Origin of the sequence: Flavobacterium sp. FlaQc-47 (genome assembly GCF_044006475.1) — a bacterium.
GTDB lineage: Bacteria > Bacteroidota > Bacteroidia > Flavobacteriales > Flavobacteriaceae > Flavobacterium.
This window is the reverse complement of record NZ_JBIPCQ010000004.1, coordinates 498,265-520,819: the sequence shown is the minus strand read 5'-3', so window position 1 is coordinate 520,819 and position 22,555 is coordinate 498,265. Positions and strand designations below refer to the sequence as shown.

Annotated in this window: 25 protein-coding genes; 8 read left to right on the top strand and 17 right to left on the bottom strand. The window is 32.6% G+C overall.

What is annotated here, in order from left to right:
• Positions 1-8 precede the first annotated feature (8 nt).
• The 9 genes from ACHRVX_RS15520 to ACHRVX_RS15480 form a co-directional block, all read right to left on the bottom strand.
• Entirely contained in the window at positions 9-245 is a 237-nt protein-coding gene (locus ACHRVX_RS15520) for a hypothetical protein (protein ID WP_395333786.1), read from the bottom strand.
• A gap of 242 nt (positions 246-487) precedes the next feature.
• On the bottom strand, positions 488-1,546 hold the full coding sequence (locus tag ACHRVX_RS15515; protein ID WP_395333784.1) for a nucleoid-associated protein: 1,059 nt from the start codon (positions 1,544-1,546) through the stop codon (positions 488-490).
• A 46-nt stretch (positions 1,547-1,592) separates the two neighbouring features.
• The gene (locus ACHRVX_RS15510; protein ID WP_213304670.1) at positions 1,593-1,952 is read right to left on the bottom strand and encodes a four helix bundle protein; all 360 of its coding nucleotides are present in this window, start codon (positions 1,950-1,952) and stop codon (positions 1,593-1,595) included.
• 112 nt (positions 1,953-2,064) lie between these two features.
• Positions 2,065-2,604, bottom strand: a complete 540-nt coding sequence (locus tag ACHRVX_RS15505; RefSeq protein ID WP_395333782.1) for a hypothetical protein — start codon at positions 2,602-2,604, stop codon at positions 2,065-2,067.
• A gap of 238 nt (positions 2,605-2,842) precedes the next feature.
• Positions 2,843-3,442 carry an HPP family protein gene (locus tag ACHRVX_RS15500; protein WP_395333780.1) on the bottom strand — a complete coding sequence of 200 codons (600 nt, stop codon included), beginning with the start codon at positions 3,440-3,442 and terminating at the stop codon, positions 2,843-2,845.
• Between the two features lie 98 nt (positions 3,443-3,540).
• Entirely contained in the window at positions 3,541-4,821 is a 1,281-nt protein-coding gene (locus ACHRVX_RS15495; protein WP_395333778.1) for a chloride channel protein, read from the bottom strand.
• A 255-nt stretch (positions 4,822-5,076) separates the two neighbouring features.
• The gene (locus ACHRVX_RS15490) at positions 5,077-5,466 is read right to left on the bottom strand and encodes a VOC family protein (RefSeq protein ID WP_395333776.1); all 390 of its coding nucleotides are present in this window, start codon (positions 5,464-5,466) and stop codon (positions 5,077-5,079) included.
• Between the two features lie 7 nt (positions 5,467-5,473).
• Positions 5,474-6,037, bottom strand: coding sequence for a sugar O-acetyltransferase (locus tag ACHRVX_RS15485; RefSeq protein ID WP_395333774.1), 564 nt, complete (start codon positions 6,035-6,037; stop codon positions 5,474-5,476).
• 11 nt (positions 6,038-6,048) lie between these two features.
• Positions 6,049-6,507 (bottom strand): DinB family protein, encoded by a 459-nt coding sequence (locus ACHRVX_RS15480; protein ID WP_395333772.1) that lies wholly within the window; start codon positions 6,505-6,507, stop codon positions 6,049-6,051.
• A gap of 154 nt (positions 6,508-6,661) precedes the next feature.
• On the opposite strand from ACHRVX_RS15480, the gene ACHRVX_RS15475 reads away from it, so the two are divergent.
• The 7 genes from ACHRVX_RS15475 to ACHRVX_RS15445 all read left to right on the top strand — a co-directional run bounded on the left by ACHRVX_RS15475 (position 6,662) and on the right by ACHRVX_RS15445 (position 13,108).
• Entirely contained in the window at positions 6,662-8,824 is a 2,163-nt protein-coding gene (locus ACHRVX_RS15475; RefSeq protein ID WP_395333770.1) for a carboxypeptidase-like regulatory domain-containing protein, read from the top strand.
• 335 nt (positions 8,825-9,159) lie between these two features.
• Positions 9,160-9,567, top strand: a complete 408-nt coding sequence (locus tag ACHRVX_RS15470; RefSeq protein ID WP_395333768.1) for a DUF2141 domain-containing protein — start codon at positions 9,160-9,162, stop codon at positions 9,565-9,567.
• Positions 9,568-9,613: 46 nt separating this feature from the next.
• A complete protein-coding gene (locus tag ACHRVX_RS15465; RefSeq protein WP_395333766.1) occupies positions 9,614-10,237 on the top strand; it encodes a hypothetical protein in 624 nt (207 codons plus the stop codon).
• 20 nt (positions 10,238-10,257) lie between these two features.
• On the top strand, positions 10,258-11,616 hold the full coding sequence (locus ACHRVX_RS15460; RefSeq protein ID WP_395333764.1) for a histidine kinase: 1,359 nt from the start codon (positions 10,258-10,260) through the stop codon (positions 11,614-11,616).
• The gene (locus ACHRVX_RS15455; RefSeq protein WP_395333762.1) at positions 11,616-11,921 is read left to right on the top strand and encodes a 2TM domain-containing protein; all 306 of its coding nucleotides are present in this window, start codon (positions 11,616-11,618) and stop codon (positions 11,919-11,921) included. Before ACHRVX_RS15460 ends, ACHRVX_RS15455 begins: the two co-directional genes overlap by 1 nt.
• A 15-nt stretch (positions 11,922-11,936) precedes the next feature.
• Positions 11,937-12,305, top strand: a complete 369-nt coding sequence (locus ACHRVX_RS15450; protein WP_395333760.1) for a 2TM domain-containing protein — start codon at positions 11,937-11,939, stop codon at positions 12,303-12,305.
• Positions 12,306-12,340: 35 nt separating this feature from the next.
• Positions 12,341-13,108, top strand: coding sequence for a LytR/AlgR family response regulator transcription factor (locus ACHRVX_RS15445; protein ID WP_395333758.1), 768 nt, complete (start codon positions 12,341-12,343; stop codon positions 13,106-13,108).
• A 215-nt stretch (positions 13,109-13,323) separates the two neighbouring features.
• Here ACHRVX_RS15445 and ACHRVX_RS15440 read toward each other — a convergent pair whose 3' ends face one another.
• Both ACHRVX_RS15440 and ACHRVX_RS15435 read right to left on the bottom strand, forming a co-directional pair.
• Complete coding sequence (locus ACHRVX_RS15440) at positions 13,324-14,349, bottom strand: COX15/CtaA family protein (RefSeq protein WP_213304631.1); 1,026 nt, start codon at positions 14,347-14,349, stop codon at positions 13,324-13,326.
• A 17-nt stretch (positions 14,350-14,366) separates the two neighbouring features.
• Positions 14,367-15,794, bottom strand: coding sequence for a CCA tRNA nucleotidyltransferase (locus ACHRVX_RS15435; protein WP_395333756.1), 1,428 nt, complete (start codon positions 15,792-15,794; stop codon positions 14,367-14,369).
• Between the two features lie 331 nt (positions 15,795-16,125).
• On the opposite strand from ACHRVX_RS15435, the gene yaaA reads away from it, so the two are divergent.
• Positions 16,126-16,884 (top strand): peroxide stress protein YaaA, encoded by a 759-nt coding sequence (yaaA, locus tag ACHRVX_RS15430; RefSeq protein WP_395333754.1) that lies wholly within the window; start codon positions 16,126-16,128, stop codon positions 16,882-16,884.
• A gap of 333 nt (positions 16,885-17,217) precedes the next feature.
• Here yaaA and ACHRVX_RS15425 read toward each other — a convergent pair whose 3' ends face one another.
• The 6 genes from ACHRVX_RS15425 to ACHRVX_RS15400 all read right to left on the bottom strand — a co-directional run bounded on the left by ACHRVX_RS15425 (position 17,218) and on the right by ACHRVX_RS15400 (position 22,542).
• Complete coding sequence (locus ACHRVX_RS15425; protein ID WP_395333752.1) at positions 17,218-18,804, bottom strand: MDR family MFS transporter; 1,587 nt, start codon at positions 18,802-18,804, stop codon at positions 17,218-17,220.
• A 4-nt stretch (positions 18,805-18,808) separates the two neighbouring features.
• A complete protein-coding gene (locus tag ACHRVX_RS15420; protein WP_395333750.1) occupies positions 18,809-19,888 on the bottom strand; it encodes an HlyD family secretion protein in 1,080 nt (359 codons plus the stop codon).
• 12 nt (positions 19,889-19,900) lie between these two features.
• Positions 19,901-21,229, bottom strand: a complete 1,329-nt coding sequence (locus ACHRVX_RS15415; protein WP_395333748.1) for a TolC family protein — start codon at positions 21,227-21,229, stop codon at positions 19,901-19,903.
• A complete protein-coding gene (locus ACHRVX_RS15410) occupies positions 21,219-21,848 on the bottom strand; it encodes a TetR family transcriptional regulator (RefSeq protein WP_395333746.1) in 630 nt (209 codons plus the stop codon). Before ACHRVX_RS15410 ends, ACHRVX_RS15415 begins: the two co-directional genes overlap by 11 nt.
• Before the next feature lie 242 nt (positions 21,849-22,090).
• Positions 22,091-22,309 (bottom strand): type II toxin-antitoxin system RelE/ParE family toxin, encoded by a 219-nt coding sequence (locus ACHRVX_RS15405; RefSeq protein WP_395333744.1) that lies wholly within the window; start codon positions 22,307-22,309, stop codon positions 22,091-22,093.
• Positions 22,300-22,542, bottom strand: a complete 243-nt coding sequence (locus ACHRVX_RS15400; protein ID WP_395333742.1) for a hypothetical protein — start codon at positions 22,540-22,542, stop codon at positions 22,300-22,302. Before ACHRVX_RS15400 ends, ACHRVX_RS15405 begins: the two co-directional genes overlap by 10 nt.
• Positions 22,543-22,555: the final 13 nt, after the last annotated feature.

The window sequence follows — 22,555 nt, the reverse complement described above, 5'->3', positions numbered from 1 at the left end:
TTTCTATTTTATCTGTTGCCGTCCAGTAGTTTCATTTCATCTATGATGGATAAAATTGCTAACTGTTCTTCTTCAATTAATTCTTCGGTATATAATAGCGTAATTAAAATAGTATAGGATTCATCTAAATTTGCATTTTCCTCAAGAGTGAGATCATTCGGATATTGATATTTTTCAAGTAATGCTTTTGCAGTTTCAAAAGCCCGCTCTTCTAATGTAAGTCCTGTTTTTTTTAAATCTGCCATTAAATTTTTAGTGTTAGTAAAATATTTTCTAAATCTAATATTATGTTTTTGTCATTGCTCTGAATATCAAATCTACTACAATTTAAAATTATTTTTTTTAAATGGCGTTAAAAAATATTTTAGAAATTATCTTAATACGTATTTTTTACTTTTTTGAATAAAAACAAGTCAATAAAAAAACGGCAATCACAAATGCAATTGCCGTTTTTTGTTTTAAGTAAGTAATAGAAAATGAAAGACTACTAGCTTTTTTCTTCTTTGTTGAAGTAAACTAAATAGTAATACATTTGTTTTTCTTCATCCCAGCCTTTTTCAACAAATTTCTCTGCACTTTCAGGATTGATAAAATCCATTTTAATCTGAATATGTGTATCCAGGTTAATAACGTTTTTAATCGATTTTCTCGCGTCAGAAACTGCTGCGTTCGCAATAGGGAATGAGGTTACATCTTCGATGCTGTATTTTTCTCCTTTATCAACTTTGTAGTTTTTGAATTCAGGAATTAAGTCGGGATTGTCTAATACTTCATTTAAGAAATTTTGTTCTTCAAACTGATCATTTTTAGCGAAATAATTCACAGATCTGTTCATAAACATTACTTCTTCTTTTTTGTCTTCAGCAGGAAAAACAACGTCTTTTGCAAATCCCTGACAAAATTTCAAGTATTTTTTTGTGATGAAGTTTTCATCTTCAAAAGCATCAACAGATAAAAAATGCTCTAACCAATAACGCGCATCATAACGGTTACTGTCAACAGTCAGAATTTTATATCCTTCCTCTTTTTTATAATTAAAAATCAAACAACCTTTATCTAACTTGCTCAGGTTGATGCCTTGTTGCAGAATCATTTCAAGATTGCTGTTTTTTTCTTCAAACTGTAAAAAGTCAGCCTGAATTTCACTTTTAAAAATTCCGATAGCGTCAACAACATTATTATCGATACTTAAATTCGTTAAATAAGTTACATAAACTTCTCCGTTTTTAATGTGCGGATGATTCGATTGTTCAAATAAATGCGTTGTTATTTTTTTTGAAATCTCCTGTAGATTATTCGGATTATCAAAAATCTCAGTAGCATATTTAAACATGTCGTTGTAATCCAAATCGACTTCGTGCGCAAACTGATAATAGTTTTCTTCTTTCTCTCTAAAAGGCTTAAAAAAGTACTCTTTTATCAAAGGCACAATTTCATCATTTAAGTTAAAAGGCTGTTCCGATAAAAAAATCGCTTCGTTTCTGCTTTTGTTTCCTACGCGGTGTATCGCAAGCGTCTCGATGTGGGTGTTGAAAAGGTTTATCATCTATTTATTTAGGTTCAGAGTGGCAAAGGTTCAGAGTGGCAAAGGTTTATTTGCGATCTTTTATCTTTCGAATAAAAGAACTTAACATTCTTTCTATTTCTCTGCTTTCTCCATTTATTTTATTAAATTGATTCTCGTTTAAATATTTTAAATTGAATGAGATTTCAAGTTGGGTTTGCATTTCGAAGAGTGATGAAATTGAAATGTTTAAAAATCTCAAATAATCGTTATTTCCATCTCTGCCATAACCTTCCGCAATATTACTGGGTATTGATACTGAACTTCTTCTAATTTGTGAAGATAGTCCATAAATTTCTTCTTTTGGAAATGAATTTGTTATTTGATAAATTGAAGTTACCAGGCTCATTGATTTCTGCCAGATTAAAAGGTCTCGAAAAGTATTCATAGTTTATATTTAAAAAATTAAATACAAAAATAAGAATAATATTACATTGTAAAAATCATAGTTTTTAAACAACCTCTGAACCTTTGCAACTCTAAGCCTTTGAACCTTTCCTCTAATTCCAATTCTCCTCAAATCCAAAATCTTCAAAGCTGTCGTCACCTTCAAACATATCAAGATCATCTTCGTCAAGGTCATCTTCAAATTCTCCGTAGATATCGTCGTGCATATCTGCTTCAAAGCTTTTTTCACCGGCTTCGTCTGGCATTTCTCCGTGAGAGAATAGAGTTTCGGGATAAGGAGCTCCGGCAATCTGATCTTCGATAGCGGCTAATTCAACTAAAAAAGTCCACATATTAATGAAATCATATACGTATATGATTTTAGTATTTTGTTCATCTAAGAGATCCGATAATTTATAATCGCTCATGGTTCTTTGTTCTCCGGGAACATCGCCAGTATCAAAAAGTGCAATTTCATCTTCCTGATTCCAAGTTTCATCGCAGGTATAAAACGAAGCTACTTCCATTCCGTCAAAACCAAAAGCGTTGAAGATCGCATTATGGAAATCTTCAAGAGTATCATCTTCAAGAATTGCAATGTCTCTAAAAATATCTTCTTCGGCGTCTAGAATTACTCTAAATTTATAAACCATAATCTTTGTTTTTATTGAAAGGTCAAAGGTAAAATATAAAAAACGAAATACGAATTGTGAATTACGATTTGTTGAAAAGATTTTTTTGTGAGGCTGAGCCAAATGTATTTGTCAGGCTTAGCGAAGTGTATTTGTCAGGCTGAGCACAATATATTTGTCAGGCTGAGCGGAGTCGAAGCCCCGTTCCAATTAACAAGCCTTCGACTTCGCTCAGGGTGACAATGAGTTACAGAGAATATTACTTCCCAACCAATCTTTTCCTCATCTTGTGATAATGTTTATGATAGGTGCTATGACTGGGATATGATCTGGTTGAAGTCATATTATTGAAAATTAATGCTGTTACGAACAGAATCAAAACACCATCTAAAACCGGAGAAAGCACATACATATATCCCAAATCTTTTATTTGCGCAGAACCTGTAACTGCAATAAGTGCCGTTGCACCTCCGGGCGGATGAAGCGTTTTAGTAATTTGCATAAAAATAATCGAAAGAGAAACTGCCAACGGCGCAGACAACCAAATAATGTCAGGTACTAATTTGTTTATCGTAACCCCAATAACTGCTGAAATTACATGACTGCCAATTAAATTTCGGGGTTGTGAAAACGGGCTTTGAATAATTCCGTAAACTAACACGCTCGATGCTCCAAAAGAACCAATCAGGAAAACAATGTCGCTGCCTGAAAAACGAATAGATTCCAGATAGGATAAAATTCCAATTCCGACAAATGATCCGATAAAGGACCAAAAATGTTCCTTAGAATCGATTAAAGTTTCCTTATAAAGAATGTAGCGCGTTTTACGATAGCCTCTTTTAATTTTTGGAGTTGGCATTATGTGGTATTTTTTGGGTAAACTTTGATATTTTTTACCCGCAGATTTAATGATTTAAAAGATAAAATGGGAGGGAATCTGTGGGGAAATATATATATCTATTTTATTAAACTCGGAGAATAAGAATAAACGGTATACGGATAAATCATTTTTGCTGTGTATTTTGAAATTAAGCAAACGACTAAAATCGGTAAAAATAAAGTATAGTCATTTGTTAATCCGCAAACTAAGAAGATTGCTGTAAAAGGCGCATGAATACTGGCACTTAAAACAGCAGCCATTCCTATAATCATAAAATTAACGGGAATTACATGTACATGAAAAAAGGTATTTAAAACCGAAGCCAGTAATAATCCTAAAAAAGCACCAATAAATAAACTGGGTGCAAAAACTCCTCCGTCACCTCCGGAAGCTAATGTTATAGAAGTTACAATAGGTTTTAAAAGCAAAATTCCAACAAACGTGAAAGCTAAAGTCAGCGTTAACGGAATTTCGGCCGAGTTACCAAATATTCCTTTTATAGCGTGATATCCTTCTCCGTACAATTGTGGAAAAATAAATAATGAAACGCTTAAAACTACTGAACCTATTAAGATCTTATAATAATGAGTATCGATTTTTCCGAATTGTGATTTAAAGAACAGTACACAACGTGTTAAATAAACCGAGTTTATTCCGGCTAAAATGCCTAAAAGAATAAAATACGGAATCGCTTTTAAATGCCAGGTTGTAATTGAAACAGCAAATAAAGGTTCTTCTTTTAAGATGGAAAGCAATCCAAAAGCAACAGCAACGGCAATGATATTTGAAATTATAAAAGCGCGGGTTACTTTTCTCGAAATTACTTCAAGCGCAAATAAAATTCCGGCAATCGGGCTGCTGAATAAAGCCGTAACTCCGGCTGCAACACCTGCACAAATAAGTTCGGTTTTATATTTACGAAATACATTTTCTTTTTGTTGGGCAACAGATCCAATTGTAGCGGTTGCCACAACGGTAGAAACTTCGATTCCGGTTGAGCCTCCAAAAACAACAGTTAATAATCCGTTTATAAAGTGAGAAGGAATTTTATAGGAAGGTAAGTTTTTGGTACTTGATTTTGTACTTTCAAATACTTCTTTAATTCCTTTGTTTTCTTTTTTCTTAAAAAGATATTGCCTTAGGAAATAAATTACAGATAATCCGAAAACCGGGAAAATGATATAAAAAACAGGATTTATTGTTACTTCATGAAAGAAGATTTCCTCGTAATATTCGGTAATTTTTTTTAGTGAAATTCCTAAAAAGGCAGAAAGAAAGCCAATTAAAATAGAAACGATAACTAATTTTTGAAGGACAATGAATTGATGATTTTTTTTGATTTTCGCCGTTTTGTTCATCAGATTTGGATTTGAAATCGCAGGATTTTTATTTGCGATTTCACAAAATTAGAGAATCATTTTCGTTTTTTAATAAAAATGGCTCAGTATATTATGTTAAAACTTTGGAAGAAGGAAAATCTTCTATTGCTATGAAGGCACTAAGGCACAAAGTCTTTTTTAGTGAACACTGGTAAAAATCTCGCGGCAAAGTCGCGAAGCCGCAAAGACTTTTAGCTACAGATTAAAGGAACTTAGCTGCTTTGCGCGAATATTCTATCTTTCATAAAACTCAATGGGCAATTCATCCGGATCAGCGATAAAAGTAAATCGCTTTTGGGTTGTTTCATCAATTCTGATTGGCTCCGATTCTATATTTTTTGTATTCAAAAAAGCAATTGTTTCTTCTAAATTTATCACTTCAAAAGCTAAATGACGCAAACCTACCGCTTCAGGGCGTGAAGGACGTTGTGGCGGATTTGGAAATGAAAACAATTCAATCGCATAAGAACCATTTAAAGCTAAATCCAGTTTATACGATTGGCGTTCTTCGCGATATATTTCTCTAATGATGGTTAAACCCAAAACTTCGGTATAAAAAGTTTTTGATTTCTGATAATCAGAACATAAAATAGCGATATGGTGAACTTTATTTAAGGTAAGCATTGTTTATTTATTGGGGTTTCTGATTTAATTTTCGAATTACTTTTGCCGGATTTCCAACCGCGAGTGAATTGTCCGGAATGTCTTTTGTGACTACAGATCCTGCGCCAATAACACACCCTTTTCCTATGGTTACGCCAGGACAAATTACAGAGTTTCCACCAATCCAGCAATCGTCTCCAATTGAAATGGGTAATGCATTTTCGAGCGATTTTCTTAATTCGGCGTCAAGCGGATGAGTCGCGGTGTAAATTTGAACATTTGGGGCAAAAAATACATTTGACCCAATATTTACCGGCGCACAATCTAAAACGACACAATTCACATTAAAATAAACATTTTCACCACAAGTAATATTGTAGCCATAATCACAATGAAAGGGAGGTTCAATGTAAAAACCTTTTCCTGTATTGGGAATTAATTCGGCTAAAATTTCCTTTGCTTTTTTAGTCAAACGATATTCTGTTACATTCAAACGATGCAATAAGTTTTTAGCTTTTCGGCGTTCTTTTATTAAAACAGGATCCGTAGCGATATAATATTCCCCGGCAATCATTTTTTCTTTTTCTGTCATAAATATTGAGTTTAAAGCATCTTCTTTAAAATAACAATCTGCCCCAAATGATAAACATCGTGCTGAATAATTCCGTGAATATGCTCATAATAAGTATGTTCATTATTTACGTATACTTTCTCTAAATCGGCATCATTAAAATCTTCAAAAAACACATTCCATGATTCTTGTGATTTAGCAAGATTTTGAAGAGACTGTTCCCATGCAGCTTCTGAAGGATCTAAAACCGGAACAAAATAATTATGATCAGGCGGAGTCACTACTTCTCCTTCAACGCGTCTTAATATATTTCTTCGCCATTGAATCAGGTGATTGACAATTTCCCAAATTGTGTTTAAATTTGGATTGATTTTTCTATAAGCCTGTTCTGCGGTTACATTTTCTAATGTATTCGTCAAGTTAACTTCCAACCACGGATTTCCATTGTAAATGGATTGATATAAATTCGAAATTCTTTTACTTTCTGACATAATGAATGGTTTTAAAACTCGAAAGCTAAGATACAAATAAGTAATTTACAACTCATCCTTGAAATTCTACAATTGGGTTATTTAATATTTTTTAACTAAAACTGTTAAAATACATTTGTCTCACCAAAACAAAATAATATTTAAACCAACAGGTATGAAAACCAAAATTTTTACAATTGCCTTTTTACTTTTTACCGCTTTCATTTTTGCTCAAAACACGATTTCGGGTAAAGTATTAGATCAAAAAGGAAAACCAGTTCCCGGAGCTAACATTTATATTGATGGAACTTATGACGGAGCAACAAGTTCTGAAACCGGAGATTTCTCTTTTGAAACTACTGCAACAGGAAACCAGACTTTAGTGATTAGTTTTTTACTTTTTGAAACTTTCAAAAAAGAAATTGATGTTACAAATTTCAAAGACCAAAGCGTAAAACTGAGAGAGAATGTCAATTCCCTTGATGCCGTTGTAATCACTGCGGGAACATTAGAATCTGGTGATAAAGCAAGAGTTTCGGTATTAAAACCTTTAGATATTGTAACTACGGCAGGTTCTGCAGGGAATATAATCGCCGCTTTACAAACTTTACCGGGAACACAAACTGTGGGCGAAGACGGGCGTTTATTTGTTCGTGGGGGAGAAGCAAGCGAAACACAAACTTTTGTAGACGGACTTCGTGTGGCGCAACCTTATGGCGCATCAACTAATAATTTGCCAACCAGAAGCAGGTTTTCGCCTTTCTTGTTTAGCGGAATTGCATTTTCAACAGGAGGTTATTCTGCAGAATATGGTGAAGCTTTATCAAGTGTTTTGTTATTGAATACACAAGATGAACCCGACCAGAATAAAACTGATATTGCTTTAATGACGGTAGGTTTAGGGGTTGGAAATACACAAAAATGGAAAAAAAGTTCGTTTAGTATCAATACCAACTATATTAATCTGGCACCATATCAGGCTGTAATTCCTCAAAATGTTGACTGGAATAGTCCGTACCAATCCATAGGTGGAGAAGCAGTTTACAGATATCATTTTGAAAGAGGAATTTTTAAATTTTATGCTGCTTTTGATGCTGAAAAATTCGATTTAAATCAGAAGAATGTAAATTTTACAGATCCGGTAAGAACTGATTTAAATAATAATAATTTTTATTTGAATGCGTCATATAAAGGAGATTTTGGTACCGGCTGGCAACTTACATCAGGAATTAGTTATGGTTATAGCAAAAACAAAGTCAAATATGATATTAATGATGTTGACAGCAACGAAAATGCAGCGCAACTGAAATTGAAATTAAGAAAAAACATTTCAAATTATTTTAAATTGTCTTTTGGGGCCGATTATTTTATGACCAAATTCAATGAGAATTTCAATGACAATATTTCAATACAATCATCAAATGGTTACGACTCAAATATTGCTGCTTTTTATACTGAAGGAGATATTTTGTTCTCAAAAAAGCTGGCTATGAAAGTAGGAGTAAGACTTTCTAATAATAGTTTATTAGACGAAACTAATTTTGCACCAAGAGCTTCTATGGCTTATAAAGTATCTAAAAGCAGTCAATTTTCATTTGCTTACGGAGATTTTTCTCAAACTCCTGTTGTTGATTATATTAAATATTCTAAATACCATCAATTTGAAAGTGAAAAAGCAAGCCATTATATCTTAAATTATCAATTTACAAAACCAGGTCAGACTTTTAGAGCCGAAGCTTATTATAAAGATTACAGCAATTTAGTGCAATATAATACCAGAGATATTCAGTACAATTCGGTTTTCAATAATAACGGTTCAGGATATGCAAAAGGACTGGATTTGTTTTGGAGAGACAGTAATTTATATAAAAACTTAGAATATTGGATTTCGTATTCTTACATTGATTCAGAAAGACAATACAAGAATTTTCCAAACATGGCAACTCCAAACTTTGTGGCCAATCACAGTTTGTCAATCGTAACTAAATATTTTATTACAGATTGGAAATCGCAAATAGGTTTCACGAACAGTTATAGTTCTGGACGTCCTTATAATGATCCAAACCAAACGCAATTCATGAACGGAAAAACAAAATCATATAATAGTTTGAGTTTTAACTGGGCATATTTATTAACGACACAAAAAATTCTTTATTTCTCAGTTTCGAATGTATTAGGAACTCAAAATGTTTTTGGATATGATTATGCAAAACTTCCGGACGCAAACGGAGTCTACAACAGACAACCCGTTTTACCAACTGCAGATCGATTTTTCTTCGTAGGTTTCTTCTGGACGATTAGCGATAATAAAAATGAGAATCAATTGAAAAATCTTTAAAGAGGTACAAAGCGGCAAAGGTTCAAAGGAACAAAGTTTTGTATAGAAAATTCAAAGAAAACCTTTGTCCCTTTGTTACTCTGAACCTTTGCCCCTCAAAAAAACAATTCAGTCATCAAATTCAACAACTCAGTATCAATTAATTTTAAAACAATAAAAACAAACATACTTTTGAAGTATAAATAATAAGCGACTAAGTTGCTAAGGTTCTGAGTTACTAAGTAAAAAAAACTTAGAAACTTAATTCCGTAAAAACTTAGAAAATCAAATAACAAACAGAGTTTTAATCATCAACAAAAAAACTGAGACACTTAGTAACTTAAAAAAACAAAATCATGACAAAAATTATTACCATAATCACATTATTTATCTGCAGTTTTATCTCTGCTCAAAATGTAAACCTTACAGTTTCGGTTTCAGGTTTAAAAAACAATACAGGAATGGTTAGGGTTGGCTTGTACAATTCAGATGGAACATTTCTTAAAACCATTTATAAAAGTGTAGCTTCAAAAATTAAAAATAACGAAGCTACCGTAACATTCGAAAGTATTCCTGCCGGAGAATATGCAATTTCAACGTATCACGATGAAAACAATAACGGAAAACTGGATAAAAATATGATGGGAATACCTTCTGAAGATTATGCCGCTTCAAATAATGCAAAAGGATTTATGGGACCTCCTGCATATAAAGATGCTAAATTTGTTGTCAATAAAGATTCAAAAATTGAAATTACACTCTAAATAATAACTAACCACCTAAAAATAACCAATTAAATTATTTATTAAAATGAAAAAAATTATCACTTTCGTATCATTACTTGTAGTAGTAATAAGCTCTGCACAAACACAATTTGAACAAGGAATGGGAAAAGCTTTCGGACTTTGGAAAGAAGGAAAAAACACAGAAGCTTCGGCATTGTTTGAAAGAATTGCAACAGCAGAAAAAACAAGTTATTTGCCCAATTACTATGTCGCTTTAATCAATACTACATCTTCATTTACTGAAAAAGACAAAACAAAAGTTGATTTGTTATTGACAAAAGCACAAGACGCACTTGATGTTGAATTGATAAAAGATCAAAATAATGCAGAGTTATACGCGCTTCAGGCGTTGATATATACAGGTTATGTTATTGCAGATCCTATGACAAACGGCATGAAATATTCGGCTAAAATAATGGAAACGTATGCAAAAGGAAAAGCGATCGACCCAAACAATCCAAGAATCGTTTTTGGCGAAGCAGATTATCAATTGGGTGGCGCAAAATGGACAGGAGTCGACACAAAACCATTATGTGCACAAGTGGATAAAGCTGTAGAACTTTTTGCTACTTTTAAACCGGAAACTTCTTTTTCTCCAAAATGGGGATTAGACAGAGCTTTGGAAATTCAAAAAAATTGTAAAAAATAAATTAAAAAATTAATACTGTAATGAAAGATCATGGAAATACCTTTGCTGATTTAAAAAGTGGAACAATTATTTGTTTCAAGATTTCTATGGTCTTTACGGTAATATTCTCTGCTTTTTTAGGCGCAGATTTAAATGTACAAAATGTTGTTCTTACATTCCTATTGAGTTGTCTTTACTCTTTTGGACTTGGTTTTGGAAACGGTTTTATTAGTGTTCTTTTAGATCGAAAATGGGACTGGCTGGAAAATACCAATTTGAGAGTTTATTACGGAATTTTGTTTACTGTTTTATATACAGTTCCTGCTGTGTTAGGAATCAATTATATCATTTTTGTAGTCGTTCAAAATATTCCTTTAGATAATTTTTTTAGCGACAGAATGATTTGGAAACATTTTTTTTATATCATTTTATCGCTTGGAGTTTCGATTTTCCTGCAAGCCAGAAGTTTTATGGTAAAATGGAAACAGGCATCAAAATTTGAAATAACTCAACAAAAGATTATCGCAGGAACGGCAAATGCTAAATTTGAAAGTTTAAAAAATCAAATAGATCCTCATTTTCTTTTTAACAGCCTGAATGTTTTAAGTTCTTTGATTGAAGAAAATCCGGATAATGCGCAACGTTTTACTACTTCATTATCTAAAATTTATCGATACGTTTTAGAGCAAAAGGATAAAGAATTGGTTTCGGTTGAAGATGAATTGGCTTTTGCCAAAACCTATATGAACCTGTTGAAAATGCGTTTCGAGAATAGTTTGTTTTATGAATTACCTACGACAAACATAAATCCGGATGCAAAAGTGGTTCCGTTATCATTACAGCTTTTGCTCGAAAATACGGTTAAACATAATGTAGTAAGCGAACAAAAACCATTGCACATCAGAATTTTTGTTGATGGAGATTATTTAGCGATTCAAAATGATTTTCAGAAAAAAGAAGTTTTACAGGACAGGCAGGGAGTGGGATTGCAAAATATCGTGAATCGATACGGAATCATTACAGACAGAAAGGTCGTTATTGAACAAAACGAGAAAAATTTCACAGTTAAAATTCCAATTTTAACCAAACAAATATCAGTTATGGAAACAAATGCAGCATATAGCGATGAGAATAAAGCCTATTTCAGAGCTAAAAAAAGAGTAGAAGAGTTAAAAGGATTTTATGCTAATATAATATCATATTGTTGTATAATTCCGTTTTTAATATTTATTAATCTGAGGTTTTCTCCAGGATTTCAATGGTTTTGGTTTTCGGCTTTAGGTTGGGGATTTGGCGTTGTAATGCATGCTTTTAAAGTATATGGTTACAGCTCAAATTGGGAAGAACGAAAAATTAGAGAGATTTTGCAAAAAGAAAATAATAAACAAAACTGGAAATAATGGAAGTGAATTTAAATGAAGAAGACAGATATCAACTTGCAAAAAAGAAAGTTGAGGATCTTAAAGGATTTTATGCCAATCTCACATCATATATAGGTGTAAATATTGTTTTGATCTTTGTAAATCTATATACATCTCCAGATCATTTGTGGTTTTACTGGCCCTTATTGTGGTGGGGAATAGGAGTTGTTTTTCACGGATTAAAGGTTTTTGAAATATTTCCGGTTCTTGGAAAAGACTGGGAAGAACGAAAAATCAGAGAACTGATAGAAAAAGAAAAAGAAGGCAAAAATAAATGGCAATAATTAAATCAAAATAAAATGGGACGATTTAGAGAACAGATGTATGATGAACATGCACACAAATTTAGTACAGAAGAAAGTTATGAGATTGCATTCAAAAAAGTGAAAAGAATCAAAGGATTTTATTCGCATTTAAGAATTTTTATTATTGTAAACGCTATAATTCTTATCTCCAATTTCAGCAGAAATTTTGCCTGGAATCATATTGAAGTGAGGGGTTTTGAAAACTGGCAAAGTTATTCGACCTTATTTTACTGGGGAATTGCCTTATTGATTCATGCATTCACAGTATTTGGACCTGATGTTTTTTTCAACAGAGATTGGGAGCAAAAGAAAATTCAAAAATATATGGACAAAGATGCTCAGAATAAAAATAAATGGGAGTAATTTTAACTAAATTTTCAATTTTTGGATCCTGCTAAATGACCACATTAATTATAGAAGACGAAAAACCGGCTGCAAGGTTATTGCAGCGAAAACTAGAAAAGTTAGATATCACTGTAGAAACCATGTTGCATTCTGTAGAAGAATCAATTCACTGGTTTTCAAATAATCAACATCCGGATTTAATTTTTCTCGATATTCAGTTATCAGATGGTTTATCGTTTGAAATTTTCGAAAAAATAGACATTCAAAGCGCCATTATTTTTACAACCGCTTATGATGAATATGCCCTAAAAGCTTTCAAACTTAATAGCATCGATTATCTTTTGAAACCCATTGACGAAGATGATCTGGAAGTGGCTGTTACTAAGTTTAAAGCAAGACTTCCCAAAGCAGATTCAGTAAATCAGAATCTTCAGCTGGATTTTGAACAAATACGTCAAATGTTATCAAATCCTTTTGAAAAGAGTTATAAAAAACGATTTACAGTAAAAATAGGGCAACATTTAAAGGTGATTGCTACAGAAGAAATTGAGTGTTTTTTTAGTGAAAACAAAGGAACTTATATTCATACTTTTGATAATAGAAACTATTTAATCGATTCGACTCTTGAGATTCTGGAGCAAGAATTAGACAAAAAAGATTTCTTTCGCGTAAGCCGAAAATTCATTGTTCCGCTTACAGCGATTAAAGAAATTCAGGTATATACAAATTCCAGACTTAAGGTAATTTTACCATCATATAAAGAAGATGAGGTAATTGTAAGCCGCGAAAAAGTTCAGGATTTTAAAAATTGGCTGGGATAAAAAATAATATTTTCACTATATGTAAACTGGATTAGAATCCAGCCCTACATTATAAACCATTCCCACGGAATTCAATCCAATATTAAAGAGCCATCGGCTCGATTCATTTTGTAGGGCCGGATTTTAATCCGGTTTAGGTTCAATACGATTTAGGTTCGTAATAAAAACAAGAAAATCCTTCAGCGAAGGATTTTTTTGTTCTTATAAGTTTGGTATTATTTGCTTAATCTATGCAAAGTAAATGTCATGGCACTTAAAAGGAAGAAAGCCATAATTTGGTGAATTAATCCTAAAGCTAGTGGAACACTATATAAGAGCGTAAAAACTCCTAATGCAAATTGGATAAATACAAAAACAACTAAAGTTTTGATTCCGTTACTTTGCGTTCTTGTAAGCGAAAATTTAGTGCTTTTGTAATATAAAAACAGAATAAAAGCGACAACAACATAAGCAAAAGTTCTATGAACAAACTGAACGCCACTTTTTCCTTCGATTAAGTTTTTAACCAAAGTTGGCTGTTCGATAAAAACCGAATCATGGATAAATTGTCCGTCGCTCATTAAGGGCCAGTGATTATGAATTAATCCTGCATTTAATCCTGCTACAAAACCACCATAAATAATTTGTATTAATAATGCCACCAATGCAAATCTCGCGATATTTCGAAGCGGAATTACTTTAGTAATTGTTCTTTCAGGATAAATTAAATCCAATGCTACCCATAAAGTATAAGCAAAAGTGATAAAGGCGAAAGTAAGGTGTAATGAAAGTCTAAAATGGCTTACATCAGGATTGTCAATTAACCCGCTGCGAACCATAAACCAGCCTAAAAACCCCTGAAAACCTCCCATTGCCAATAAAACAATACATTTTTTGATTGTTGGACGATCCAGTTTTTTTCTCATTAAGAAATAAACAAACGGCACAAAGAAAACCAATCCAATGATGCGACCAATAAAACGGTGAAACCATTCCCAGAAATAAATAAATTTATAATCTGAAAGTTGAAAATCGTTGTGAATATTGATTTTTTGATATTCGGGAAATTTCTTGTATTGCTCAAAAGCTTCATTCCATTTTGCATCCGTCAAAGGCGGGAAAGTATCGGTTACCAAATGCCAGTCGGTCATTGATAAACCTGAATTGGTTAAGCGGGTAATTCCCCCAACTACAACCATTAAAAACAATAAAACACAGCCTGATAGTAACCAAATGATTACTGATTTATTCTCTTTTTTCATTATGTAAAAACTTATTCTTAAACTTTTTTTAAACCTAATTTCTCCGCTCTTTTAATAATAAAATCATAAGCAGCCTGATATTCATTGAGGATATCACCTTCTAAAATAGCTTCTTTTACCGCTTCTTTCAAAACTCCAATTTCACGACCCGGTTGCAAATCAAACATTTCCATAATTTGTTCACCTGAAATAGGCGGTTGAAAATTACGAACATGATCGCGTTCTTCAACTTCTACAATTTTCTTGCGTACGATTTCAAAATTTTTATGGTATTTCTTAAACTTCGACGGATTTTTAGTTGTGATATCAGCTTCACATAAAATCATTAAATCTTCAACATCTTCTCCGGCATCAAAAACCAAACGACGAACCGCGCTGTCAGTCACAATGTCCTGTGCCAATACAATTGGGCGCGAACTCATGATGACCATTTTTTGCACAAATTTCATTTTGTGATTCAAAGGCATATGCAAACGTTCGAATATTTTTTTGGCCATTTTACCACCTAAAAATTCATGTCCGTGAAACGTCCAGCCTTGTTTTTTATTGAAACGTTTTGTTGGCGCTTTTCCAATATCATGTAACAATGCCGACCAACGCAACCAGACATCATCTGTATTTGGACAAATATTGTCCACTACTTCAAGTGTGTGATAAAAATTATTTTTATGGGTATGACCTTCAATTTCTTCGACCTGATTCAAAGCAGTTAATTCAGGAAGAATAATATCTAAAAGTCCGGTTTGGTATAAAAGTAAAAAACCAATTGAAGGTTTGTCTGTCGAAAGAATTTTGTTTAATTCATCAACAATCCTTTCGCCTGAAATAATATTAATTCTCTCCGCATTTTTAGTAATCGCGTCAAGAGAGTTTTTCTCGATTTCAAATCCCAATTGATTCGCAAAGCGAATGGCACGAAGCATTCTCAATGGATCGTCAGAATAGGTTATACTTGGATCTAAAGGTGTTTTGATTGTTTTATTTCCTAAATCGGATAATCCGTTAAACGGATCAGAAAGATCACCAAATGTTTTTTCGTTTAGTGATAAAGCTAATGCATTGATGGTAAAATCACGGCGGTTTTGATCATCTTCAAGAGTTCCGTTTTCAACAATAGGATTTCTGCTGTCGAAATTATAAGATTCTTTTCGTGCGCCAACAAATTCGATATCAGTATCTTCAAAGCGCAACATTGCAGTTCCGTAAGTTTTGAAAACCTGAACTTTTGGTTTTTTTGGAAGCAATTCTGAGACTTTCAAAGCTAATTCGATACCACTGCCAACTGCAACAACATCAATATCTTTTTTAGATCCCCTGTTTAAAAGTAAATCCCTGACAAATCCCCCAATTACATAACTGTCGACGTTAAGTTCCTGAGATGCCTTCGAAATTACTTCGAAGATTTTATGTTCTAATGCTGTTTTATAGTTTGTTTGTATAGCCACGAATTCACCAATTTTAAGTAATACATTTCTATTCTTTACGAAGAATGAAACGTGTGCAAATTTACAACATAGAAAATGCCTATTATAATCTATTGTTGACTTTTTTGAACAAATTCATAGTTTGAGGTGGAGAATTTTATTAAAAGAATAAAGGTTGCCACGAATTTCACGAATTAGTACTAATTTTTTTTAAATTTTACCACGAATGATTTGTGAAAATTTGTGCAATTTGTAGTAAAAAAAACATTGATACCGCTATTGAACAAATCAATCCATATCTCTTATTTTTAAAATTTCAATTTGTATTTTTGAATCCTATAAAAACGCACAAATGAAAATTGTTATATCTCCGGCGAAGTCATTAAATTTCGAAAAAGAATTACCAACTAAAGACTATACAGAACCGTCTTTTTTAAAAGAAGCACGTCAGGTTCATAAAATTTTAAAAGAGAAAAAGCCAGCTGAATTATCTGAATTAATGTCAATTTCGGATAAATTATCAGACTTAAACTGGAAAAGAAACCAGGACTGGAAAACACCGTTTACACCGGAAAATGCACGTCCGGCAATTTATACTTTTGATGGAGATGTTTATACAGGTTTAGATGCGTATACAATTCCGCTTGAAAAAGTAGAGGTTCTGCAAAGCAAGCTTAGAATTTTATCAGGACTTTACGGAGTTTTAAAACCGCTCGATTTAATGCAGGCATATCGTCTGGAAATGGGAACTAAATTGCCTGTTGGTGAATATAAAAACCTTCATGAATTCTGGAAGCCAACTGTAACCAAATCCTTAAATAAGGAACTTGAAAAAGGAGAGTTGTTTGTGAATTTAGCCAGTAACGAATATTTCTCAGCAGTTGATGTTAAGGCTTTAAAAGTTCCCGTAATTACTCCTGATTTTAAAGATTACAAAGATGGTAAATTAAAAATAATCAGTTTCTTCGCTAAAAAAGCAAGGGGAATGATGGTTCGTTATATCATTGATACAAATGCAGCAACTATTGATGACTTAAAAGGTTTCAATTATGATGGATATGCTTTTGATGCGAATCTTTCAGAAGGAGATCATTTGGTGTTTACGAGATAGGTTTTTTGAAGGAACAAAGGTTCAAAGGTGCAGAGGTTCAAAGGTTCAAAGGTTTTAAAAAAAATGCTAAGAATCTAATTTACTGAATTTCTGAGTTTTTTTTATCACAGAGAGTCGGAGACTCGCTTCATATTGTATGTAGGGATTTCAATCCCTTCGGATTTGTAAAATAGTATAGGAGCGGATTTTAATTCCTTCAAAATTAAAATATATTTTGGCTAGGGATTTCAATCCCTGTATAACATATTCAATAAATAAAATTTCAAATTCGCAAATAAAAAAAGCCGGGCTAAATAAATAGTTCGGCTTTTTCGTATTATAAATCAATTATTATTAATGCATTGCATCAGCAGGATTAATCTTGTTTTTTCCTTTTTTAATGAAAAGAATAATTGGTATACAGCATAAAAACATAATTCCCAAATACATAAAAATATCTATGTACGACATTACAGTACTTTGTTTCATTATAGAATATTCTAAAGCCTGATAAGCTTTTTTAAGAGCAACATCCGGACTATAACCTTTAGCTTCAAAAGCCCTTTGCATTCCTGCAATTCTTTGCTGAACATCGAATTTTGCAGGATCTAAATTAGTCAATAAATCAACTCTGTGTTCCTGACTGAAACGAGTGATAAAAGTGGTAATAATTGCAATACCAAATGAACCACCTAATTGTCTCATCATTCCTGTAAAAGCAGCACCTTCGCCAATATGTTTTCCTTTTAATGTAGAAAGTGAAAGTGTTGTAATAGGTACAAAAAGTAATCCTAATCCAATTCCTCTTAAAATCAAAGGCCAATACATATGTTCAACACCAGTGTCAGGTGTCATGCGGGTTTGCATCATAAAGGTAAAGAAGAAGAATACTAAAAATCCAACTCCAACCATATAGCCTTGCGGAACTCCTTTTTGTATCATATTACCCACAAATGGCATCATGATCGCTGTTGTAATTGAACCCGGAATCAATAATAATCCGGCATCTGTTGCGGTCCATCCTAAAACAGATTGCGTGTAAATTGGGATAATCAATGTTGATCCGTATAAACCGAAACCAAGAATAAAACACATTACGGTTCCAATTCTTAAATTTCCATCTTTTAAAACACTTAGGTTTACAATAGGATATTTATAGGTCAGCTCTCTCCAGATAAATAATATTAATCCCAGAACAGTAACAACGCTTAAAGTTACAATTAGCGAATCATTGAACCAGTCATCTTGCTGACCGTGCTCTAAAACGAATTGTAATGATCCGATAAAAGAAGCTAATAATATAATTCCCCACCAGTCAACCTGATTTGCTTTTAACTTTTCTCCATATTTAGGACTTCTTACAAAAGTAAGTGCCAAAATAGTAGCAATAATTCCTAGCGGAATATTAATATAAAAAATATAAGGCCACGAATAATTATCTACTAAATAACCTCCTAAAGGCGGCCCTAAAGTGGGACCAACAATTACCCCCATTCCGTAAATAGCCTGCGCCATACCACGTTTTGCGATGGGATAACTTTCGGTAATAATAGTCTGGGCTGTTACTAATAAAGCTCCCCCACCCATACCTTGTACAAACCTAAAAGCAACTAATTCCCAAATATTACTGGCATTTCCACATAAAAAGGAACAGACTGTAAATAGAATGATTGAAGCCACAAAATAATTACGTCTTCCAAATTGTTGTGAAAGCCAACTTGTCATCGGAATTACAATAACATTCGCAATTGCGTATGCTGTAATTACCCAAGCCACATCAGTCAAAGTAGCACCAAGGCTACCTCGCATGTCTGTTAGTGCTACGTTTACAATTGTGGTATCTACAATTTCCAGCAGCGCACAAAGTACTGCGGTAATCGTAATAATCACACGTCTATAACCGTATTCTACTAAATCGTCATCTCCTTGTACTGCTGTCATTATTTTATTTTAAATGTACATCTACATCAACATTCATTCCTGGTCTTAGTAATTTTACTTTTTCAGGATCGTTTGATTCGTCTAAACTAATTTTTACCGGTAATCTCTGAATTGTTTTTACGAAGTTACCTGTTGCGTTATCAGGAGGTAATAATGAAAAACGAGATCCTGTTGCAGGAGAGAAAGAAGTTAAAGTTCCTTTGAATTCATAGTTAGGATAAGCATCAACTTTTAAGCTTACTTTTTGTCCCACAATCATTTTGTTTAATTGTGTTTCTTTAAAGTTAGCTACAACCCAGGCTTCAGTATTATTGATAATGTAAAATAAAGATTGTCCTGGCTGAACTAATTGTCCCGGCTGAATATCAACTTTAGAAACTTGCCCGTCAATTGCAGCAGTTACAACAGTATATGTAAGATTTAAATGTGCTACATCAAGCATTGTTTTAGCCCTTTTGATGTTAGCAGCAGCAACTTCAGTTTGTTTATCAGAAACTTTCGATTTAGATTGAATTACTGATTTTTGGTAAGAACTTGCTCTTTGTTGTTGTTCTAATACTCTAACTTGATTTTCAGCCTCATCTTTTGCACTCTGAGCCTGCTCAAATTGTTGTTTTGTGATTGTATGTGTTTTATACAAATTATTGTAACGGTTGAAATCATTCGTAAGCTGTCTTAATCTGATTTTTGCACTTTCGATAGAACCACCTGCAGATCTCATATTCGCATCAGAAACCGATATACTTGCGTATGCGCTCCCAATATCAGCTTTAGCAGCTTCGTATTGACCTTCAGCACCTAGTAAAGCAGCATTAGCTTCATCAATTTTCAATTGGTAATCTCTTTTGTCGATAGTAAATAAAGTATCTCCTTTTTTTACAAAATCATTATCTTTTACATACACTTTGCTAATATATCCTGATACTCTGGGGATAATTGGATTCATTTTTTTCTCGATCTGAGCATCATCCGTTTCTTCGTGAGCCTGTCCGTGTAAATATTTTGTTATTCCGTAAGTTCCCCCCAATAAAACCAAAACGGTTAGTATAATGATGAATTTAGTATTTGTTTTTTTCTTTTCCATGAGAGCTATCGATTATATTTTAGAAAGATTGAATGATTGTGATAATTGTCCTGATACGGATAATAATTCGTAATATTTTTGAATAATAGTTGCTTTAGACAAAGCTGTGTTGATTTTAGCATTTAAGTGTTCTACATCAGCCTCAACTAAATCGTTAGTGTCTGATAAGCCATTGTCAAATTTATCTTTAACAAGTCTGTAGTTTTCTGCAGCCTGTAAAAGAGCTTCATCATAAACCACACTTTGATTGATCGCTAAGTTATAATCTTCAATAGATTTTTGAACTTCAACTTTAATACGATCCGTCATTACGGCTTCTGTATTTTTAACTTCTAAAGCTTTGCTTTCTGCAGCTTTTACATTTGCGCTGTTTTTTAAAATTCCTGATAAATCATAAGATAAACCAACTCCAAAATTCATTGCATATTTTACTGTAATAAAATCTTTAAGATCTAAAGCAGTATAACCACCCAGTAATGAAAGAGCTGGGTAATAACCTGATTTCGCTATTTTAATATTTGCTTCACTCGCTTTTTGTTGAAAACGAATCGCTTCTAAATCTTTTCTGTTTTCTAAAGCCAATACATCAGATGTAGGCGCATTACTTGTTTTTAGATTAAAGAAATCAGTTTCGTTAATCTCAAGTTTTACACTTGGATCTAATTTTAATAAAGTCGTAAGATAGAAGTTGATATTGTTGATGTTGTTATTTGCTTCATCAATAGATAATTGCGTTTTTGAAACTAACAATTGTGCTTTCAATAAATCATTTCTTGGGATGATTCCGTTTTTCTCTAATTCCGTAAAATCAGTAACACGCTGTTTCGCTTGTTTTTGATTTTCGTTTAAAAGATCTAACGTTTTTTGTGCTTTGTATAAAGCGCTGTAATACGTAATTACACGTAAAGTCACATCCTCTTTAGTTTTTGCAGCATAAGCACTTTCAGCTTCATATAAATTATCAGATGCTTTAATGCTGTTCTGAATTTTAAATCCTGCAAATATTGGCAAACTAAGATTTGCCATTCCTAACATTGCCTGATCCGGAGAAGGCATTGGATCAGAACTTGCCGTATCACCGTTATTGTGCAAGTCAATTGAAGCTTTTGTCAATCGCTGATATTGACCGGAAATTTTTAAATCCGGATACTGATTGTTTCTTACCTCTTGTGATTCGTATTTTTTTGTGTTTACCTTAGTATTGGCAAGCGTAACTTCGTTACTTTTTTCCCAGGCCATTTTCACGGCTTCGTCTAAGGTTAAACTTGTTTTTTCTTGCGCTTCTATTGATGATATTCCAATAAAGAAAATCCCAAAGAGCATTAATTGATTAATTTTCATAAACAAGTAGAGCTTTTATAGTTTGTTGAATGTGCTTTGTAAGACTGTTTTTAATATAATCGTTGTATAACGTTTCGGTGTTTAAATTGAGAAGTTCCTCAAAAAAAGGTTTGTTCATATGAAAGTGAAAAAATGTTCCCATTATAGTTGGCGTTATAAGCGGAATAATTACATCTTTTCTAAAAACTCCTTTAGATTGTCCTTCTTTCACTATTGTTTCCAGGGATTTTAAGTTGCCCTTTTTCAATTCAGTAAAAGCAGCTAAGTTTTGTTCCCTTTTTTTTGAAGTAAGTTCAAAATGTAAAATTCTGTAAATCCCTCTGTTACAATTGATTCTGTTAATGTAAATTTCGATTAATTTATTGACTTTATCAAGAGGTTCGAGATTTTCAAGTAATAAATTGTCTAATTGAAGTTTAATATCAGAAGTTTTGTAAAAAATAAGAGCCTCAAGTAATCTTTCTTTTGAACCGAAATAATACGAAATCATGGCAATATTAATTTTTGCCACCTTTGAGATGTCTCGTATTGATGTACCTTCAAAACCTTTTTCTGAAAATAGCTTTTCAGCAACTTCCAGAATCTGAATTTTTTTATCGTTTAATTCGATGTTTGACATGGTATTGTTTCTAATCGGGTACAAAATTAAACAAGCGTTTAATTTAAACAGCTGTTTAATTTTATTTTAACACAATATTAACAGAAAACCTTGTAGTTGATTTAAGTAAATTTTAATTGAAAATCATTAGTCAAAAAAGGAATTTATTTTCCCAAACTAAGCTTTTGCGGATTTTGTCTGGTATCGAAAATATTCGAAACATATACAATTTGTATATGTTCCTCTATCCAGTATATGATTTTCTAATTTTTGAAAATTGAATATCTAAAATCTTCATTTTTATTTGAAAGAAGTTCTTCTTTTTGCCCGCCATAAGCATTAAACTCTAAACTTAACGAAACATCAATTATTCCATTTAATAAGTTTTGGGCAACTGCAATTCCTCCTTTAAATTTGTAGTATTCAAAAATGTCATTAATTTTATCCTCAGCAAATTGTGTCCAATAAACTGTTAATACCATTTTTGAATTTTCGATTGTAAGTCTTTAGCAGATATAATTCGACCATTTTTAGCATCATCAAGAGATTGATCAATTTCTTTGTTAAATTGATCAATACTCATTGATTGCATTTTCTGGTCTAATAATTCAACCTTTTGTTTGTGAAGTATGGTTTCAAGATGAGTGACTATTTCTTCACTTTCAAGTCTTAGAAATTCCTGAACGAAAGATATTTTGCGAGCTTCTAAATCCATGATAATTGATTTA

Excerpts from the sequence above, each read along its gene's own strand:
- ACHRVX_RS15445 (WP_395333758.1), top strand. The coding sequence starts at position 12,341 with ATGACCACATTAATTATAGAAGACGAAAAACCGGCTGCAAGGTTATTG.
- ACHRVX_RS15465 (WP_395333766.1), top strand. The coding sequence starts at position 9,614 with ATGAAAAAAATTATCACTTTCGTATCATTACTTGTAGTAGTAATAAGC.
- ACHRVX_RS15400 (WP_395333742.1), bottom strand. The coding sequence starts at position 22,542 with ATGGATTTAGAAGCTCGCAAAATATCTTTCGTTCAGGAATTTCTAAGA.
- ACHRVX_RS15455 (WP_395333762.1), top strand. The coding sequence starts at position 11,616 with ATGGAAGTGAATTTAAATGAAGAAGACAGATATCAACTTGCAAAAAAG.
- ACHRVX_RS15485 (WP_395333774.1), bottom strand. The coding sequence starts at position 6,037 with ATGACAGAAAAAGAAAAAATGATTGCCGGGGAATATTATATCGCTACG.
- ACHRVX_RS15450 (WP_395333760.1), top strand. The coding sequence starts at position 11,937 with ATGGGACGATTTAGAGAACAGATGTATGATGAACATGCACACAAATTT.
- ACHRVX_RS15470 (WP_395333768.1), top strand. The coding sequence starts at position 9,160 with ATGACAAAAATTATTACCATAATCACATTATTTATCTGCAGTTTTATC.
- ACHRVX_RS15490 (WP_395333776.1), bottom strand. The coding sequence starts at position 5,466 with ATGCTTACCTTAAATAAAGTTCACCATATCGCTATTTTATGTTCTGAT.
- ACHRVX_RS15475 (WP_395333770.1), top strand. The coding sequence starts at position 6,662 with ATGAAAACCAAAATTTTTACAATTGCCTTTTTACTTTTTACCGCTTTC.
- ACHRVX_RS15515 (WP_395333784.1), bottom strand. The coding sequence starts at position 1,546 with ATGATAAACCTTTTCAACACCCACATCGAGACGCTTGCGATACACCGC.
- ACHRVX_RS15495 (WP_395333778.1), bottom strand. The coding sequence starts at position 4,821 with ATGAACAAAACGGCGAAAATCAAAAAAAATCATCAATTCATTGTCCTT.
- ACHRVX_RS15460 (WP_395333764.1), top strand. The coding sequence starts at position 10,258 with ATGAAAGATCATGGAAATACCTTTGCTGATTTAAAAAGTGGAACAATT.
- ACHRVX_RS15415 (WP_395333748.1), bottom strand. The coding sequence starts at position 21,229 with ATGAAAATTAATCAATTAATGCTCTTTGGGATTTTCTTTATTGGAATA.
- yaaA (WP_395333754.1), top strand. The coding sequence starts at position 16,126 with ATGAAAATTGTTATATCTCCGGCGAAGTCATTAAATTTCGAAAAAGAA.
- ACHRVX_RS15405 (WP_395333744.1), bottom strand. The coding sequence starts at position 22,309 with ATGGTATTAACAGTTTATTGGACACAATTTGCTGAGGATAAAATTAAT.
- ACHRVX_RS15425 (WP_395333752.1), bottom strand. The coding sequence starts at position 18,804 with ATGACAGCAGTACAAGGAGATGACGATTTAGTAGAATACGGTTATAGA.
- ACHRVX_RS15505 (WP_395333782.1), bottom strand. The coding sequence starts at position 2,604 with ATGGTTTATAAATTTAGAGTAATTCTAGACGCCGAAGAAGATATTTTT.
- ACHRVX_RS15440 (WP_213304631.1), bottom strand. The coding sequence starts at position 14,349 with ATGAAAAAAGAGAATAAATCAGTAATCATTTGGTTACTATCAGGCTGT.
- ACHRVX_RS15510 (WP_213304670.1), bottom strand. The coding sequence starts at position 1,952 with ATGAATACTTTTCGAGACCTTTTAATCTGGCAGAAATCAATGAGCCTG.
- ACHRVX_RS15420 (WP_395333750.1), bottom strand. The coding sequence starts at position 19,888 with ATGGAAAAGAAAAAAACAAATACTAAATTCATCATTATACTAACCGTT.
- ACHRVX_RS15500 (WP_395333780.1), bottom strand. The coding sequence starts at position 3,442 with ATGCCAACTCCAAAAATTAAAAGAGGCTATCGTAAAACGCGCTACATT.
- ACHRVX_RS15410 (WP_395333746.1), bottom strand. The coding sequence starts at position 21,848 with ATGTCAAACATCGAATTAAACGATAAAAAAATTCAGATTCTGGAAGTT.
- ACHRVX_RS15480 (WP_395333772.1), bottom strand. The coding sequence starts at position 6,507 with ATGTCAGAAAGTAAAAGAATTTCGAATTTATATCAATCCATTTACAAT.
- ACHRVX_RS15520 (WP_395333786.1), bottom strand. The coding sequence starts at position 245 with ATGGCAGATTTAAAAAAAACAGGACTTACATTAGAAGAGCGGGCTTTT.